This window comes from Nocardia heshunensis (assembly GCF_054782115.1).
Window position 1 is genome coordinate 1,059,603 of sequence record NZ_BAAGTC010000002.1, and the last position, 16,173, is coordinate 1,075,775.

Sequence of the window (16,173 nt, forward strand, 5' to 3'; positions counted from 1 at the left end):
CCGGCATCGCCCGGCTGCGCCACGGAATGGATTCGGGGGTGCGGCAGTTGCATGACGCTGGGTTGTTTCGCCTGCTGGTAGCCCCATATTCACTGGGCGTTGTCGGTGGGCGGCGGTAAACTTCTGTCAACGCACTCGGCATCGAGACCGGAAAGCAGGCCATAGCCACTTTTGAGAACACCAGGCGAAATCGGCGATCAGAGCACTCCCACCGCTGGCATCGGGGACGGCGGCAACGGTTCCGGACCGGCGGGGCGGACCGTTCGTTCGAACATCGAATTGGCACCGGAGTCGGTCTTCGGATTCCTGGGTTCGGCCGATGAGAACCTGCGTGAACTCGAGCGCCTTCTCATTGCCGACATCCATGTCCGGGGCAATTCCGTCACGCTGACCGGCAAACCCGCCGATGTGGCGCTGGCCGAGCGGGTGGTCGCCCAGTTGGTGGCGCTCACCGCGCGCAATCGGGTGGTCACACCCGAGGCGGTCCGGCACACGTACTCCATGCTCACCGAGGGTTCCTCGGATTCCCCGGCGGAGGTGCTGAGCCTCGACATCCTGTCCCGGCGCGGCAAGACCATCCGGCCCAAGACGCTCAACCAGAAGCGCTATGTCGACGCCATCGACAAGCACACCATCGTGTTCGGCGTCGGCCCGGCCGGTACCGGTAAGACGTACCTGGCCATGGCCAAGGCCGTGCAGGCGTTGCAGACCAAGCAGGTCACCCGCATCATCCTGACCCGGCCCGCGGTCGAGGCGGGGGAGCGGCTGGGCTTCCTGCCGGGCACGCTCAACGAGAAGATCGACCCCTACCTACGCCCGCTCTACGACGCCCTGCACGACATGATGGATCCGGAAGCGATCCCGAAGCTCATGCAGGCCGGTGTCATCGAGGTCGCACCGCTGGCCTACATGCGTGGCCGCACGCTCAACGACTCGTTCATCATTCTGGACGAGGCGCAGAACACGACGGCCGAGCAGATGAAGATGTTCCTCACCCGCTTGGGCTTCGGTTCCAAGATCGTGGTCACCGGTGACGTCACCCAGGTCGATCTACCCAGCAATTCCCGGTCGGGTCTGCGGGCCGCGACCGAGATCCTGCAGGGCATCGACGACATCCACATCGCGGAGCTCACCAGCGCCGATGTGGTCCGTCACCGCCTGGTCGGGGAGATCGTCGACGCGTACGAACGCTTCGAAGCGGATGCCCGGCCACCGGCCGCCGTCCACTACCCGGGAAACCGGGCGCAGCGACGTGCCGCGAGCCGGGGAGACCGCCACTGACCTCGCCCACTAGGCTGTTCGGGTGAGCATCGAGATCGCCAACGAATCGGGTATCGAAGTATCCGAAGAGGAACTGGTCAGCGTCGCGCGTTTCGCGATCGCCCAGATGGATGTCCATCCGGCGGCCGAGCTGTCGATGGTGCTGGTCGATCTCGACACCATGGCGGATCTGCACATGCGCTGGATGGACCTGCCCGGTCCGACCGATGTCATGAGCTTCCCCATGGACGAGCTGGAGCCGGGTGGGCGGCCCGACGCCGCCGAGCCCGGTCCTTCCATGCTCGGCGACATCGTGCTCTGCCCGGAATTCGCGGCCCAGCAGGCCGAGAAGGCCGGGCACTCCATGGATCACGAGCTGGCGCTGCTGACCGTGCACGGCGTCCTGCACCTCCTCGGCTACGACCATGCCGAGCCCGAGGAGGAGAAGGAGATGTTCGCGCTGCAGGCCTCGCTGCTGGAGGGCTGGTACGAGCATGTCCGCCAGGAGCTGCGCCGCGCCGAACTGGCCGAGCGCGATCAGACGCTGCTGGGCAAGACCGGATTCACCGACACCACCGGTGATCCACTGGGCCCGGCGTGAATTCATTCGTTCTACTCCTGCTGGCGATCGTCCTGGTCCCGGCGGGCGGGGTGTTCGCGGCACTGGATTCGTCGCTGAACACCATTTCTCCGGCGCGCGTGGAGGATCTGGTGCGCGCCGACCGCACCGGAGCCGCGCGGCTGGCACGCATCATCGCGGATCGGCCGCGCTATGTGAATCTCATGGTGCTGCTGCGTCTTACGTGCGAGATCACGGCGACGGTGCTGCTGGCGGCGGTGCTCATGGACTGGCTGGACGAGGCCGCGGCGCTGTTGATCACCGCGGCGGTCATGGTGCTGGTCGACTATCTGGTCATCGGTGTCGGCCCGCGCACCCTGGGCCGCCAGCACGCGTATTCGCTGGCGCTGGGCGCATCCCTGCCGCTGCAGGCGATCGGCTCGCTGCTGGGCCCGATCAGCCGGCTGCTGATTCTGATCGGTAATGCGATCACCCCCGGTAAGGGATTCCGCAACGGCCCCTTCGCCTCCGAGATCGAGCTGCGCGAGGTCGTGGATCTGGCCGGGGAGCGCGGCGTGGTGGACGCCGACGAGCGGCGGATGATCCAGTCGGTGTTCGAACTCGACACCACCCCCGCCCGCGAGGTCATGGTGCCGCGCACCGAGATGGTGTGGATCGAGGCGGAAAAGACCGCCGCGCAGGCGATGTCGCTGGCGGTGCGGTCCGGGCACTCGCGAATCCCGGTGGTGGGCGAGAACGTCGACGACATTCTCGGCGTCGTCTACCTCAAAGACCTTGTCCCGTACGCGGATCGGAGCCGGAAGGTGAAGGTGCGGCAGGTCATGCGGCCCGCCGTGTTCATGCCGGACTCCAAGCCTCTCGACGCGCTGCTCGACGAAATGCAGCGCCGCAGAAACCATATGGCGCTGCTGGTCGACGAGTACGGCGGTATCGCCGGACTGGTCAGCATCGAGGACATTCTCGAGGAGATCGTCGGCGAGATCGCCGACGAATACGACAAGGACGAGATCGCGCCGATCGAGAAGATCGGCAGCGGCCGCTACCGAGTGTCGGCGCGGCTGCCGGTGGACGACCTGGGCGAACTGTTCGACATCGAGATCGAGGAGGAGGACGTCGACACCGTCGGCGGCCTGCTCGCGCACGCCCTGGGCCGTGTCCCGCTGCCCGGCTCCAAGGCCGTCGTGCAGGGGCTGCAATTGAAGGGGGAGGGCGGGGCCGACGCGCGGGGGCGCATGCGCATCCACGCCGTGGTGGTGCGCAAAGCCCCCGAGAAGACGAGAAACGAACCCGCGGAACATGAGCCGATCAGCGGCGCACCCGAGGACGGAGAGGCCGATGACTGAACTGGACGCCGAGGACAACAAGCTGCTGGTCCTCGCCCGTGGCGCCATGGGCCGCACCGGTGGCAGCGGCGGCGCGGCCGTGCGCGACACCGACGGACGCACCTACGCGGCCGGGACGGTCGAGCTGACCGCGCTGCGGTTGACCGCGCTGCAGGCGGCGGTGGCGGCCGCGATCTCCAGTGGCGCAGAGGGTTTCGAGGCGGCCGTGGTGGTCGCGGGCAAGCTGTCCGACTACGGGGTTTCGGCGGTGCGGGAGGTATCGCCCTCCGCGCGAATCATTTTCACCGACGCCAAGGGCGCGGTGTTCGAGGTGGTGGAGGACGACGGCGACTACGGCGTCGAGAACCCCATCGCGGCGCTGCGGCCCCAGGCGGGTAATGCGGTAGGCGAGCGGGATGTCCCGTCCGCCTTGGATCTGGCAGCGTTGGATGTAGACACGGAATCGGAGGTGTTCGAATGAGCGACCAGGACAATCAGGGTGCGGAGGTCGAATTCCATTCCGGCTTCGTGTGTTTCGTGGGACGGCCGAACACCGGCAAGTCCACGCTGACCAATGCCATGGTGGGGCAGAAGATCGCCATCACCTCCTCGCGCCCGCAGACCACGCGGCACACCATTCGCGGCATCGTGCATCGCGAGCACGCGCAGCTGATCCTGGTGGACACCCCCGGTCTGCACCGCCCGCGCACGCTGCTCGGTCAGCGGCTCAACGACCTGGTGCGCGATACGTATTCGGAAGTTGACGTCATCGCCATCTGCATTCCGGCGGACGAGAAGATCGGCCCCGGCGACCGCTGGATCGTCGACCAGATCAAAACCATGGCCCCGAAGACGACCCTGCTCGGCGTGGTCACCAAGATCGACAAGGTGAGCCGCGACCAGGTCGCCCACCAGCTCATGGCCGTCTCCGCGCTGCTCGGTCCCGAGGCCGAGGTGGTTCCGGTCTCCGCGGTCAAGGGCGAACAGGTCGAGGTGCTCATCGACGTCATCGCCTCCCAGATGCCCGAGGGCCCCGCCTTCTACCCCGACGGCGAACTCACCGATGAGCCCGAGGAAGTCCTGATGGCCGAGCTCATCCGCGAGGCTGCCCTCGAAGGCGTCCGCGACGAGCTCCCGCACTCGTTGGCCGTGGTGATCGAGGACATCCTCGAACGCGAGGAGAACGAGGAACCCGAAACCGAGGGCAAGCGCACCCACGAGGGCATGCTCGACGTCCACGCCCTCCTCTACGTGGAACGCCCCAGCCAGAAGGCCATCATCATCGGCAAGGGCGGCGCCCGCCTGAAAGAGGTAGGCACCAACGCCCGCAAGCAGATCGAACACATCCTCGGCGTCCGCATCTACCTCCACCTCCACGTGAAGGTAGCCAAGGACTGGCAGCGCGACCCGAAGCAGCTCGGCAAGCTCGGCTTCTGAGCCGTCGAGCGGACCACCGAAGACGCCCTTCCGGATTCCGGAGGGGCGTCTCGTCATTTCGGTGTAGTGGTCAGGGCCACCACGGGGTCGGTCGGGTCTTGTGCCACTGCAATTCCGATTCCAGTTGGGATGCAACGGAAACTAGGAGGGGTTCGGAGTTGGCCGGGCCCATCAGTTGGGAGCCGACGGGGAGGCCGGTGGCGGTGAAGCCGGAGGGGACATTCACCGCGGGCCAGCCCAGGACGTTCCAGGGCCAGGTGTAGGGGCAGGCGGCGGTGATGAGTTCGTCGGTGGCCCAGTTGCCGATGCCGTCGATCTCGGTGACGCCCGGGGGCGGGGTGGCCGTGGTGGGGGCCAGGACCACGTCGAAGTCGTTGAAGATACGGCCGATTCGCGTGCGCAGCAACGGTTCTGCCTGGCGGGCGGCGAACAGCAGTGGGGAGAGCAGGCGGCCGACGGCAGCGTTGTGGGTGGTGCGGGGGTCGACCTGGGCGCCGGGCAGTCGGCGCAGGGCCTGGTTGACGCCGGTGAGGGAGCGGGGCAGGAAGCTCGCGCCCGCGAGGACGCCGTAGTGGACGTCGGCGATGACTACTTCGTGGCCGAGGCGGCGCAGCGTGTTCGCGGTGGCGTGGACGCGGGCCTCGACCTCGCGATCCAGTTCGGTCTTGGTGGCGGTGAACGGGATTCGCAGCGACAAGGCGATGCGCAGGCGGCCCGGGTCGCGGCCGACGGCGTCGGAGACGCGGACGGCGGGCGGGGTGTGCAGGTCGCCGGGATGCGGTCCGGCGGCGGTGTCCAGCAGGAGGGCGGCGTCGGCGACGGTGCGGGCGAGCGGGCCGTTCACGGTGAGGCCGTAGAAGGCTTCCGGCAGCGGCCAGGTGGAGATGCGGCCGCGCTGCGGTTTGATGCCGACCAGGTTGTTCCAGGCGGCGGGAATGCGCACCGAGCCCGCGCCGTCGGAACCCAGTGCGGCGGGCACCAATCCGGCCGCCACGGCCGCGCCGGAACCGCCGGACGAGCCGCCCGGGGTGTGCTCGGCGCTCCACGGATTGCGGGTGTGCCCGAAGCTGTCAGCGCTGGTGAACGGCAACTGCCCCAGCTCACAGGTATTGGTCTTGCCGACGATCACGGCCCCCGCCGCGCGCAGCCGCCGAACCGATTCGGCGTCTTCGGTTTTCACCGGGAACTCACCGCCACAGCCGAAGGCGGTAGGCGTCCCCGCCAGATCGGTGTCATCCTTGATGGCCAGCGGCACCCCCAGCAGCGGATCCCGTTGCCCGGCAGCGAGTTTGCGATCCGCCTCGGCAGCCTCGGCCAGCGCCTCCGCCCGCCGCACGATCCGAAACGCATTGAGCCCCGCCTGACTCGCCTCGATCCGATCCAGCACGGTCGCCGTAGCCTCCACCGAGCTGACCTTGCCCTCCGCCAATGCCGCTGCAAGCTCCGCCAACCCGAGTTCGCCGACCGACGCCATCGTCATGTGAATCCCGTCTCTTCCGTACCCGTGGGTAACCTAGCGCGATTCTGGTCACACGTCCAACGCCGGACGGCGTGATCGGCCGGGCAGTGGCCGATCACGCCTCATCGGCATCGCGGGCAGGACGCGGCCGATGTGTCGGACGATCCGGCCCACCCAGGGCCGGATCGCGGATGCACGACTGATCAACCGCGTCGGCAGCGGTATATCGGGAGGGTCGTGTCGTGGGCGTGAGCCGCCGGGGTCGCCGGGGTGGTCGGGTTGGCGGAGCTCGGGCGGGTGCGCCGCATCGAGCGTGGGGCGGACGGCATGGCTGCCCAGCGGGAATTGGGGGAAGGCGTGCGACGGGTCATGGGTTCCTCCGGTGCGCTGGTTGTCCGGAACTGCTGCCTCGGTGGCTAGATGAGCATCGGGGGCGTCGCCAATCGCGGGCCAATGAAGTTCTAATCGGCACACGCCCGGTGACTCGGCGTCGTGTGGTCGGTTGCGCGTGCAAGACTGTTGCGGTGCGGTTGTATCGGGATCATGCGGTGGTGTTGCGCCAGCACAAGCTGGGCGAGGCGGACCGCATTGTCACGTTGCTGACCCGGCAGCACGGGTTGGTGCGGGCGGTCGCCAAGGGGGTGCGGCGGACCCGGTCGAAGTTCGGGGCTCGGTTGGAGCCGTTCGCCTATGTGGATGTGCAGTTGCATCCGGGGCGCAATCTCGACACCGTCACCCAGGTGCATACGGTCGAGACGTTCGCCGCCGACATCGTCGCGGATTACGGCCGCTACACCACGGCCTGCGCGGTGCTCGAGACCGCCGAGCGGTTGGCGGGTGAGGAGGGTGCCCCGGCGCCCGGACTGCACACTCTTACCGCGGGCGCGCTGCGTGCCATTGCTCTCGCCCGGCAGCCGCACGAACTGATTCTCGACGCATTCCTGTTGCGCGCCATGGGTTTCGCGGGCTGGGCCCCGGCGCTCGCCGACTGTGCCCGCTGCGCCACCCCCGGCCCGCACCGCGCCTTCCATGTCGCCGCGGGTGGTGCGGTGTGTGTGCACTGTCGCCCGCCCGGCGCGGCCACCCCGATGCTCGGCGTGCTCGATCATCTGTGTGCGCTCGAGCGTGGCGACTGGTCCGGGGTCGCCGCGGTGCCCGACACGCATCGCCGTCAGGCCAGCGGTCTCATCGCGGCGCATCTGCAGTGGCATCTGGAACGTCAGCTGCGCACCCTGCCGCTGATCGAGCGCACCCGCCCGCACGAGGCGATCGAGCGGGAGCGCGAGGCGGCGGAGCGGGCCCACGAGCCGGTGGGACGTGCCACGGCCGCCATCGGCTGACCCTGTGAGTCTCGGTGAGCGGGCGCGCGAACGGCGTTCAGGATCAGTGAGATTCGATACAGCGACCTCGAACGTTAGCTGACCTAAAGTTCACGGCGTGTCCGTCCCCTCCGCTCGCCTGGCCGCCCCGCTGGCCGCCGCCCTCACCGCCTCCGCCCTCCTCGCCGCCACCGCGGTCGCCGACCCGATCCTGCCGAGTTCCCCCTTCGGCGGACTCACCTATTCGGTGCGGGTCGACAAGCCCGGTGTGGCCGACGGATACCTGTACTACACCACCGGTGTCAGCGCGGCGGCCCTCGTTCCGGGCCTCGGGACGGTGGCGCAGGTGCTGCCGGGCGGCCGCCCCGCGAATGTCATCGCCGACCGCTCCGGCAAGGAGATCAAGCGCTACGAACCGCCTGCGGGACAGGACGTTTCGAACTTCCGCACCCAGATCTACCAGGGCCGCAAGGTGCTGACCTGGTGGCAGGGCAGCACGGTGGCCGGGCACGGGTCCGGCGTCGGGATCATCGCGGACGAGAACTTCAACGTCCTCGCGACCGTCGATCCGGGCGGCGCGGGAGCCGATGTCCACGAATTCCGGCTCACCCCTGACGGACACGCCCTGCTGACCTCGTACCCGCAGGTCGACGCCGATCTCACCGCGATCGGCGGCCCGGCGGACGGCAAGATGTTCGACACCGTCGCCCTCGTCATCGACGTCGCCACCGGCAAGCAGCTGTTCCGCTGGAGCGCGGCCGAGCACGTGCCGCTGAGCGAGTCGGAGACGAACGGCAAGATCAACGGTGACGTCTACGACCCGTATCACATGAACTCGATCAGCCTGGATCCGTCCGGGAATCTGGTTGTCTCCCTGCGCAATACGGCGGCTGTCTACGATGTCGACCCGAGCACCGGGGACATCCGCTGGCAGCTCGGCGGCAAGCACCCGACCCTGGCCGCCGATCCGGATGTGCAGTTCGCCTTCCAGCACGACGCCGAATTCGCCGACGCCACCACCCTGCGCCTGTTCAACAACAACTCCAGCGGCGTGGAATCGCGCGGCAAGTCGAGCGTGGAATGGATCCACATCGATCCGGTCGCCAAGACCGCCACCCTGATCCGCAATCAGCAGCACCCCGACGGCCTGGTCACCCCCGCCATGGGCAATGCCGAATCCCTCGCCAACGGCGACACCCTCGTCAGTTGGGGCATGACTCCCCGAATCTCCGAATTCACCCCTTCCGGCGACCTCGTCTACGACGCCGCTCTCCCCTTCGGCACCTACCGCGTCTACCTCGACACCTTCCCGGGCTGAGCGCCCGAGTGGAGGAAATGTGGAGGTCCCGGGGGAATGGTGTGGGTGGCGTTCGACGCTGAGGCGCGTCGGGCAGGATGGTGGGCGTGATCGGTACTCGGAAGTCTTCTACTGAGCAGCGTGAGTCGTCGGCCGGGCCGCGCGTTGTGCGGCCGCCGTCGCCGCACCCCTCGGGGGCGAAGCCGCCCGCCATTCCGGCGGAGTTCGTGCCCAGGCACGTGGCGCTGGTGATGGACGGCAACGGGCGCTGGGCTCAGGACCGGGGACTGCCGCGCACCGCGGGCCACGAGCGCGGCGAGGCGGTGCTCATGGACACCGTCGAGGGCTGCATCGAGATCGGCGTGAGGTGGCTGTCGGCCTACGCCTTCTCCACCGAGAACTGGAAGCGCAGCCCGGACGAGGTCCGCTTCCTGATGGGCTTCAACCGCGACGTGATCCGCCGCCGTCGTGACGAGATGCACGAAATGGGCGTGCGGGTGCGCTGGGCGGGACGCCGACCGCGCCTGTGGCGCAGCGTGATCAAGGAATTGGGAGTCGCCGAGGAGTTGACGCAGGACAATACGGTGATGACCCTCACCATGTGCGTCAACTACGGTGGCCGCGCCGAGATCGCCGATGCCGCACGGGAAATCGCGCGTCTGGTGGCTGCCGGGGAGCTGGATCCGGAGAAGGTCACCGAGGCCACCGTCGCCCGCTATCTCGACGAACCCGATATGCCGGATGTGGACCTGTTCCTCCGTCCCTCCGGTGAGCTGCGCAGCTCCAACTTCCTGATCTGGCAGTCCGCGTACGCCGAATTCGTCTACCAGCAAACGCTTTTCCCCGATTTCGATCGCCGCAACCTCTGGGATGCCTGCCTGGAGTACGCCAAGCGTGACCGCCGTTTCGGAGGTGTCAAATGACCGACCAGCTCACTCCGGCCGAGGAACTGCAGGAGCGCACCCGCGCCGTGCTGCTGCGCTACGGCGTGGCGGCGGTGGCCGAGGAGAACGGCGGCCTCGGTTTCGAATACGAGGGCGCGCTGTGCTCGCTGCGCGGCGTGAATCTGTCGCCGGGACTCGACGTGCTGGCGCTCATGTGCATCCTGGCCTGGGATCGCCCGCTGAAGCCGCAGTTGCACAAGCGCGTTGCCGAACGCAATGCCGCACTGCAGTTCGGCACCCTCACCCTGGTGTCCCGGGACAAGCAGGCCGACATCATCCTGCGCTACACCTTCCCCGCCGCCGGTCTCGAGGACGAGCCGCTGGCCACCATCATCCTGCTGGCCCTTTCCGGCGCCGGCCGTGCCCGGCAGGGCCTGCTGCTGCCGTAGAAGTGCTCGCCCTCGCTGAATGATGTTCAGGCGGGGGCGGATTCGGCTGCCGCGGCGGCCCGGCGGTAGTCGGGCAGGATCTCGGCGATGCCGCGGGCGAAGGTCTCCGGGTCGGCGTCGCCGAGGATCAGGTGCTGCAGGATGAAGCCCGGCAGCAGGCCGAGGAAGATCTTGCCGACGGCGTCGGTGTCGGCGTCGGGCGGGAGCCAGCCGACGTCGCGCATGCGGTTGGCGTAGTCGAACCAGAGGCGGCGGATGCCGAGGATATTGGTGCGGACGTAGTCGGCGATATTCGCGTCGGTGAGGGCCAGTGCCCACGCCTGCGGGATGATGTGGACCGGTCCGCCGGGAGCGCTCAGCCGCATGATGGCCTCGCTCATGATCCGGACCAGATCCGGGGGAGTGGGCAGCGGATCGCTGTAGACGGCCTCGCTGAGGGCGTCGCGCAGATCCACGGTGGCCTCGGTGACCAGCGCCTCGATGATGTCGTTCTTGGACTTGAAGTAGCGGTACACCGCCCCCGCGGAGAGCCCGGATTCGGCGAAGACGTCCTGCATGGTGGTGGCGTGCAAACCCTTGCGGGCGAAGCAGGTCTGGGCGGCATCGAGGATCTGCTGCCGACGGCGTTCCAGGTGTTCCTCGCTGACTCTGGGCATGCGCCCAAAGTAAAACGAATATCCGTTCTTGACAAGCTGACAGCCCGATGTCAGCCTTGTCCCAACAAAAGAGAACGAACCTCCGATTTTCTTTGGAACGGTCATGAATGCCACGGTCATGAACACAATTGATGCCCCTCGGCGGCTCTCGAACGTCGCCCGCCGCGCGGTCGCGCTGGGTCTCGCGGCGGCCGCCATCCAAGCCCTCATGCTCATCGCCTTCGCCTGGCCCGCCGCCCGCATCGCGCCCCGTGATCTGCCCATCGCGGTCAGCGGGCCGCAGGCGAGTGCGGTTGCGCAGCAGCTGAATGCCCGTGAGCCGGGCGGATTAGATATTCGTACCGTCGCCGATGAATCCGCGGCGCGCGACGCCATCGCGAGCCGGGACGTGTACGGGGCCATCCTGACCGACGGTCAGCCGCGGGTGCTGATCGCTTCGGCGGCGAGTCCGATTGTGGCTCAGCAGCTCACGGGATTCGCGCAGCAGTTGGGCGGGGTGCAGGCCGCGCCGGTCCAGGATGTCGTTGCCGCCGATCCGCACGACCCGCGTGGAACCGGCTTCGGCGCAATGGTGCTGCCGCTGGTGATGTCCGGGCTGGCCGGGGGAGTGCTGTTGAGCCTGCTGGTCGAGTCGCTCGGCGCCCGCGCCCTCGGTCTGGCAACCTTCGCCATTGCCGGTGGCCTGCTGAGTATGTCGGTCGTGCAGGGGTGGCTGCATCTGCTGCCGGGCTCGTACCTGACGATGGCCTCGATCAGTGCCCTGGTGTCCTTCGCGGTCGCCGGAACCGTGGCGGGTCTCGCCGCCGCTGTCGGCCGGGCGGGGATCGCGGTTGCCGCGCTCGCCATGCTGTTGATCGGAAACCCGTTCTCCGGAGCCACTTCCGCGCCGGAACTGCTGCCGAAGCCGTGGGGCACGATCGGGCAGTTGCTGCCGCCCGGTGCCGCGGCCAGTCTGCTCCGATCGGTCGCCTTCTTCGGCGACGCCTCCATCGCCGGCCCGCTGGCGGTCCTGTTGTGCTGGGCCGCAGCCGCTCTCGCCCTGCTCGGTGTCGGCATGCTGCGCACCGCTCGACCGGCAGCGGCGGCAGTCGAACCGGTTCCCGCGACCTGATCTCACGAAAAGCAGCGCGCCCCTGCGTTTTACGCAGGGGCGCGCTGCTTCGTCGCTGTCAGCTCTTGGTGCTGCAGGCTTGGCAGGTGCCGAAGATCTCCATGGTGTGGCTGATATCGGTGAACCCGTGTTCGGCGGCAATGGAGTCGGCCCACGCCTCGACGGTCGGACCCTCGACCTCGACGGTCCGGCCGCAGTGCCGGCAGACGAGGTGATGGTGGTGCCCGCTCGAGCACTGCCGGTACACCGATTCGCCGGTGTCGGTGCGCAGCACGTCGACCATGCCCGCGTCGGCCAGCGATTGCAGGGTTCGGTAGACCGTGGTCAGCCCGATGCCCTCACCGCGCTTGCGGAGTTCGTCGTGCAGCTCCTGGGCGGAGCGGAATTCGTCGATGTCGGCCAGCAGTGCGGCGATGGCGCTGCGCTGGCGGGTGCTGCGGACCCCGACGGTCTTCTCGGTCGTTCCCACGGCTCACCCTTCCTCGGCGTGCGCGACGGCGTCGATGACGATGTGCGCGAGATGCTCGTCGACGAGCTCGTAGATGACTTCGCGTCCGGTGCGCTCACCGCGCACCACGCCCGCGGACTTGAGGATCCGTAGGTGCTGACTGATCAGCGGCTGGGTCACCCCGAGGGTGTCGACGAGTTCGTGCACGCAGCGCGGTGATTCGCGTAGCTGCAGCACGATCGCGATGCGCACCGGGGCGGCCAGCGCGCGTAGTAGTTCTCCGGCGGAGTCCAGAATGGTGCGGGTGGGCACGGCCGGCGGCTGTGGTGACCGGTACGGGTACGGGTCGTGGGGGATCGCGGCCGGAGCCTCGGTCGCGACGTGCGAGCGCCGCAGGGGTGCACCGCTGTCCGTGGTCATCGAACCAACTCCTTATTGGAAACCGATGCCATTCTTATATGCATGTGTACGCATGTCAAACACGGAGTCGGCGCGTCGCCGCATCGGTTGCCGGAGTTTCAGCAGTTGTTGCTCTGCGGTATCGGGACCGTGGGGTCGAAATAGTACTCGGGCCGGTGCGGATCGGGGCCCGTAGCGGCCAATGTCGGATTGCTGTAGTCGGGCGCGAGATAGCCCTGGTCGTAGATCTGGCAGTTGACCGAGTAGGCGAAGCCCTTGATCTCGCCGAACCACATGCCCTGGGAGGCGTCGTCGTAGCTCGAATCCTGGACCCAGTCGTATTCCACCTGTTCCCGGACCACGGCGACGATGTCCAGGGCCGTGTAGTTGCGGCCGGGCGGTGCGGCGAAGGCGTAGGCGATCAGGTAATCGGTGTGAATCGCCAACTCGCCCTTGTCGTTCTGGGCTGCCGTCATGCTGCCGTCCACCCGGGGCGAGACGGGCAGCAATGGATAGCCGTGCGCCAGTTTCGAACTCAGCCACCAGTTGTGCGCCTCGTTGCCGGGCGTGAGTGTCTTGTTGCGCAGCTCCGAAACCTGCCCCTGTGCCAGCAGCTGCAGAACCGGTTCGGCGTCATAGGTTTCCAGCACGTGCGGGTCGAGCCGGGCCGCCACGATCAACTGCTTGGCCCGATCCATGGTCGCGGCCACGGTGTCGGCGGAGAAGCATCCCACCGGGGTCGCGGCGGGCGGCTGGATCCCGGCCGCACCCTCCTGCCAGGTGGCCGAGGGTGTGTTGTCGAAGGGGTGTTTCGGGTCGACGTGTGCGATCTGGTTCACCGTCGGCGACACGTTCCCACCGGATCCGTCCGCCGAGGTGTCGAAGCGGGAGAGTAGATAGCCGCCGCCGAACAGCAGCCCGAGTACCCCGCCCACCCAGAGCGTCCCCGCGATCCAGGGTCTGAGTCGATGGGCGCGGCGGGCGCGGCGTTCGGCTCGGCGTGCCCAGTCGTCGTCGAACTGCCCTGGGAAATCCCTCATCGCACCGACCCCCGTCGTGCCGTGGTGTGGCTGCGGCACCGATCGGTCGGCGTACCGACCGGTGCCGCCGTTCCTACTATTCCGCAGGCATGCGCGCGACGGCATCCCCCAGCTTGTAGGGGCACTGGGTGCAAACTCGATTGCCCCGGACCGATAGGCTGATGGGAATCCTTTGCAATCTTCCGGACACGGATGGAGAACTGTTCAAGTGGCACCCAAGTCGAAGGTGGACACCGTCGCCAATCTCGCCAAGCGTCGGGGTCTCGTGTACCCGAGCGGTGAGATTTACGGCGGAACGAGGTCGGCCTGGGATTACGGTCCGCTGGGCGTCGAGCTCAAGGAGAACATCAAGCGGCAGTGGTGGCGGTCCATGGTGACCAGCCGCGACGACGTGGTCGGTCTCGACTCGTCGATCATCCTGCCGCGTCAGGTGTGGGTGGCCTCGGGCCACGTCGCGGTGTTCAACGACCCGCTGGTGGAATGCCTCAACTGCCACAAGCGGCACCGGCAGGACCACCTGCAGGAGGCGTACGCCGAGAAGAACAAGATCGACGATCCGGACTCGGTGCCGATGGACAAGATCGTCTGCCCGGACTGCGGCACGGTCGGCCAGTGGACCGAGCCCAAGGACTTCAACATGATGCTGAAGACCTACCTGGGCCCGGTCGAGTCCGAAGACGGCATGCACTACCTGCGCCCGGAGACCGCGCAGGGCATCTTCGTGAACTACGACAATGTCGCCACCACCGCGCGCAAGAAGCCGCCGTTCGGCATCGCGCAGATCGGCAAGTCGTTCCGCAACGAGATCACGCCGGGCAACTTCATCTTCCGTACTCGTGAGTTCGAGCAGATGGAGATGGAGTTCTTCGTCAAGCCGGGCGAGGACGAGCAGTGGCACCAGTACTGGATCGACACTCGCATGGCCTGGTACACCGACCTGGGTATCGATCCGGAGAACCTGCGGCTGTTCGAGCACCCGAAGGAGAAGCTCTCGCACTACTCCACCCGCACGGTGGATATCGAGTACCGCTTCCGCTTCGCGGGCAGCGAGTGGGGTGAGCTCGAGGGCGTCGCCAACCGCACCGACTTCGACCTGAAGACTCATTCCGAGCATTCGGGCAAGGACCTGATCTACTTCGATCAGCAGACCGGGGAGCGCTACACCCCGTTCGTGATCGAGCCCGCGGCCGGTCTGACCCGTTCGCTGATGGCGTTCCTGGTGGACGCCTACTACGAGGAGCAGGTGCCGACGGCCAAGGGCACGATGGAAACTCGTGTCTCGCTGCGCCTGGATCCGCGGCTCGCGCCCGTCAAGGCGGCTGTCCTGCCGCTGTCGCGCAATGCGGACCTTTCGCCGAAGGCCAAGGACCTGGCGGCGCAGCTGCGCCGCAACTGGAACGTGGACTTCGACGATGCCGGGGCTATCGGCCGCCGCTACCGTCGCCAGGACGAGATCGGCACCCCGTTCTGCATCACGGTCGACTTCGACACGCTGGAGGACCAGGCTGTCACGGTCCGTGAGCGGGACTCGATGGCTCAGGAGCGTGTCGCTCTTGATCAAGTAGAGGGCTACCTGGCTACCCGCCTCATCGGCGCCTGAACCCACGCTTCATAGGAAAGACCGGTCAATGCCTGACCGGTCTTTTCTTATTTCCGTGCCCCCGAAATTCGGGGCGCTGTAGCGAAATTGGGTATGCCACTACTCGTGTTAACGGCCCATGACCGGAGCACTATTTATATATATGGGCAGCGGTGCCTTCTTGCGCCGCAGCTCGAGCATCCGAGGTGAGTCATGAGCGAGCGTGTTATCGGCCCCCGCTCGGGGCTGCAATGGGTCTCATTGGGGGACACCGGATCATCTTGTCCAGCTGCCAGGTCGACGGTGGCGGCTTTTCGATCTTGGGCTGATTCCTTTCTGACCCGACCCAGTGACGAACTGGGCCGCGACGGGCCGGTTTGCCCGTATGTCAAGCCGTCGATGCGGCGGGATCTGCTCTGGTTGGCACAGGTCCCCGCCGTGGAGCCGCGACCGATGTGGGTGCGCGCCATCATCCGGGACGCATTGGAGGTTTATCCCGAACTGCCCACGGGGAACGGTAGTTCGACCTCCGTGTTGCGCGCACTGATCACTGTATTTCCTAATTTGAAGGATTATACGCTGATCGACGAAATCCATGACGAATTCAAGAGCAAGTTCGTCGAACGCGGAACCATGTTCGGGCAGTTTTATCCGGGCTGCGATCAGCCGGGCTTGTGGAACAAGGAGTTTCGGCCGTTGGACGCACCGATGCCGATGTTGGTGGTGCGCAGCATGATGACGACCGATTTCCCGTTCCTGCTCGACAAACCGGAATGGGCCGATGCGTATGTGCGCAAGTTCGCACCGATGCTCCCGGCTCATGTGCGTTCGGTCATGGTGGGGCGCTTGACATCTCGCCCCGCCTCCTGGGTGCCCGCCTACGAGGTGGCGCCGGCCGACGAATCCTGCTCGACCAGCAGTTAGGCAGTGCGT

At 67.1% G+C, this 16,173-nt stretch carries 17 protein-coding genes and 1 pseudogene; 13 read left to right on the forward strand and 5 right to left on the reverse strand.

Features of this window, described 5'->3' with window-relative positions; translation table 11 throughout:
* Window positions 1-219: 219 nt before the first annotated feature.
* The 5 genes and pseudogenes from ACYVN4_RS05070 (at window position 220) to era (ending at window position 4,599) form a co-directional block, all read left to right on the forward strand.
* Window positions 220-1,281, forward strand: coding sequence for a PhoH family protein (locus ACYVN4_RS05070; protein ID WP_460718367.1), 1,062 nt, complete (start codon window positions 220-222; stop codon window positions 1,279-1,281).
* Between the two features lie 22 nt (window positions 1,282-1,303).
* The gene (gene ybeY, locus ACYVN4_RS05075) at window positions 1,304-1,861 is read left to right on the forward strand and encodes an rRNA maturation RNase YbeY (protein ID WP_379361569.1); all 558 of its coding nucleotides are present in this window, start codon (window positions 1,304-1,306) and stop codon (window positions 1,859-1,861) included.
* The gene (locus ACYVN4_RS05080) at window positions 1,858-3,183 is read left to right on the forward strand and encodes a hemolysin family protein (RefSeq protein ID WP_460718043.1); all 1,326 of its coding nucleotides are present in this window, start codon (window positions 1,858-1,860) and stop codon (window positions 3,181-3,183) included. The genes ybeY and ACYVN4_RS05080 overlap by 4 nt, the downstream gene beginning before the upstream one ends.
* Window positions 3,176-3,493: pseudogene (locus ACYVN4_RS05085) on the forward strand (cytidine/deoxycytidylate deaminase family protein); the annotation flags it as partial. The gene ACYVN4_RS05080 and the pseudogene ACYVN4_RS05085, both read left to right, overlap by 8 nt.
* 146 nt (window positions 3,494-3,639) lie before the next feature.
* On the forward strand, window positions 3,640-4,599 hold the full coding sequence (gene era, locus ACYVN4_RS05090) for a GTPase Era (protein ID WP_460718044.1): 960 nt from the start codon (window positions 3,640-3,642) through the stop codon (window positions 4,597-4,599).
* Window positions 4,600-4,669: 70 nt separating this feature from the next.
* Here era and ACYVN4_RS05095 read toward each other — a convergent pair whose 3' ends face one another.
* Window positions 4,670-6,079 carry an amidase gene (locus ACYVN4_RS05095; RefSeq protein WP_460718045.1) on the reverse strand — a complete coding sequence of 470 codons (1,410 nt, stop codon included), beginning with the start codon at window positions 6,077-6,079 and terminating at the stop codon, window positions 4,670-4,672.
* A gap of 258 nt (window positions 6,080-6,337) precedes the next feature.
* Here ACYVN4_RS05095 and ACYVN4_RS05100 point away from each other — a divergent pair, with 258 nt between their 5' ends.
* The 5 genes from ACYVN4_RS05100 (at window position 6,338) to ACYVN4_RS05120 (ending at window position 10,007) form a co-directional block, all read left to right on the forward strand.
* A complete protein-coding gene (locus ACYVN4_RS05100) occupies window positions 6,338-6,478 on the forward strand; it encodes a hypothetical protein (RefSeq protein WP_460718046.1) in 141 nt (46 codons plus the stop codon).
* Between the two features lie 104 nt (window positions 6,479-6,582).
* Window positions 6,583-7,398: a DNA repair protein RecO gene (gene recO, locus ACYVN4_RS05105; RefSeq protein ID WP_460718047.1), complete on the forward strand. Its 816-nt coding sequence runs from the start codon at window positions 6,583-6,585 to the stop codon at window positions 7,396-7,398.
* A 97-nt stretch (window positions 7,399-7,495) separates the two neighbouring features.
* Complete coding sequence (locus ACYVN4_RS05110) at window positions 7,496-8,695, forward strand: arylsulfotransferase family protein (protein ID WP_460718048.1); 1,200 nt, start codon at window positions 7,496-7,498, stop codon at window positions 8,693-8,695.
* Window positions 8,696-8,772: 77 nt separating this feature from the next.
* A complete protein-coding gene (locus ACYVN4_RS05115) occupies window positions 8,773-9,597 on the forward strand; it encodes an isoprenyl transferase (RefSeq protein WP_460718049.1) in 825 nt (274 codons plus the stop codon).
* On the forward strand, window positions 9,594-10,007 hold the full coding sequence (locus ACYVN4_RS05120) for a hypothetical protein (protein WP_460718050.1): 414 nt from the start codon (window positions 9,594-9,596) through the stop codon (window positions 10,005-10,007). The genes ACYVN4_RS05115 and ACYVN4_RS05120 overlap by 4 nt, the downstream gene beginning before the upstream one ends.
* A gap of 26 nt (window positions 10,008-10,033) precedes the next feature.
* Here ACYVN4_RS05120 and ACYVN4_RS05125 read toward each other — a convergent pair whose 3' ends face one another.
* Window positions 10,034-10,663 (reverse strand): TetR/AcrR family transcriptional regulator, encoded by a 630-nt coding sequence (locus ACYVN4_RS05125; protein ID WP_460718051.1) that lies wholly within the window; start codon window positions 10,661-10,663, stop codon window positions 10,034-10,036.
* Window positions 10,664-10,781: 118 nt separating this feature from the next.
* Here ACYVN4_RS05125 and ACYVN4_RS05130 point away from each other — a divergent pair, with 118 nt between their 5' ends.
* Window positions 10,782-11,774, forward strand: coding sequence for a hypothetical protein (locus ACYVN4_RS05130; protein WP_460718052.1), 993 nt, complete (start codon window positions 10,782-10,784; stop codon window positions 11,772-11,774).
* Between the two features lie 58 nt (window positions 11,775-11,832).
* On the opposite strand, the gene ACYVN4_RS05135 is transcribed toward ACYVN4_RS05130, so the two are convergent.
* The 3 genes from ACYVN4_RS05135 to ACYVN4_RS05145 all read right to left on the reverse strand — a co-directional run bounded on the left by ACYVN4_RS05135 (window position 11,833) and on the right by ACYVN4_RS05145 (window position 13,661).
* Window positions 11,833-12,243 carry a Fur family transcriptional regulator gene (locus ACYVN4_RS05135; RefSeq protein WP_452400909.1) on the reverse strand — a complete coding sequence of 137 codons (411 nt, stop codon included), beginning with the start codon at window positions 12,241-12,243 and terminating at the stop codon, window positions 11,833-11,835.
* Window positions 12,244-12,246: 3 nt separating this feature from the next.
* The gene (locus ACYVN4_RS05140; RefSeq protein WP_379365650.1) at window positions 12,247-12,642 is read right to left on the reverse strand and encodes an ArsR/SmtB family transcription factor; all 396 of its coding nucleotides are present in this window, start codon (window positions 12,640-12,642) and stop codon (window positions 12,247-12,249) included.
* A gap of 98 nt (window positions 12,643-12,740) precedes the next feature.
* Window positions 12,741-13,661 (reverse strand): hypothetical protein, encoded by a 921-nt coding sequence (locus tag ACYVN4_RS05145; RefSeq protein WP_460718053.1) that lies wholly within the window; start codon window positions 13,659-13,661, stop codon window positions 12,741-12,743.
* A gap of 208 nt (window positions 13,662-13,869) precedes the next feature.
* On the opposite strand from ACYVN4_RS05145, the gene ACYVN4_RS05150 reads away from it, so the two are divergent.
* Both ACYVN4_RS05150 and ACYVN4_RS05155 read left to right on the forward strand, forming a co-directional pair.
* Entirely contained in the window at window positions 13,870-15,261 is a 1,392-nt protein-coding gene (locus tag ACYVN4_RS05150; RefSeq protein WP_460718054.1) for a glycine--tRNA ligase, read from the forward strand.
* 192 nt (window positions 15,262-15,453) lie between these two features.
* On the forward strand, window positions 15,454-16,164 hold the full coding sequence (locus ACYVN4_RS05155; protein WP_460718055.1) for a DUF6875 domain-containing protein: 711 nt from the start codon (window positions 15,454-15,456) through the stop codon (window positions 16,162-16,164).
* The last annotated feature ends 9 nt before the right edge of the window (window positions 16,165-16,173 follow it).

What these genes read in the sequence shown, in the direction of transcription:
- era (WP_460718044.1), top strand. Translation starts at nt 3,640, where the DNA reads ATGAGCGACCAGGACAATCAGGGTGCGGAGGTCGAATTCCATTCCGGC.
- ACYVN4_RS05095 (WP_460718045.1), bottom strand. Translation starts at nt 6,079, where the DNA reads ATGACGATGGCGTCGGTCGGCGAACTCGGGTTGGCGGAGCTTGCAGCG.
- ACYVN4_RS05115 (WP_460718049.1), top strand. Translation starts at nt 8,773, where the DNA reads ATGGTGGGCGTGATCGGTACTCGGAAGTCTTCTACTGAGCAGCGTGAG.
- ACYVN4_RS05120 (WP_460718050.1), top strand. Translation starts at nt 9,594, where the DNA reads ATGACCGACCAGCTCACTCCGGCCGAGGAACTGCAGGAGCGCACCCGC.
- ACYVN4_RS05125 (WP_460718051.1), bottom strand. Translation starts at nt 10,663, where the DNA reads ATGCCCAGAGTCAGCGAGGAACACCTGGAACGCCGTCGGCAGCAGATC.
- ACYVN4_RS05130 (WP_460718052.1), top strand. Translation starts at nt 10,782, where the DNA reads ATGAACACAATTGATGCCCCTCGGCGGCTCTCGAACGTCGCCCGCCGC.
- ACYVN4_RS05140 (WP_379365650.1), bottom strand. Translation starts at nt 12,642, where the DNA reads ATGACCACGGACAGCGGTGCACCCCTGCGGCGCTCGCACGTCGCGACC.
- ACYVN4_RS05145 (WP_460718053.1), bottom strand. Translation starts at nt 13,661, where the DNA reads ATGAGGGATTTCCCAGGGCAGTTCGACGACGACTGGGCACGCCGAGCC.
- ACYVN4_RS05155 (WP_460718055.1), top strand. Translation starts at nt 15,454, where the DNA reads ATGAGCGAGCGTGTTATCGGCCCCCGCTCGGGGCTGCAATGGGTCTCA.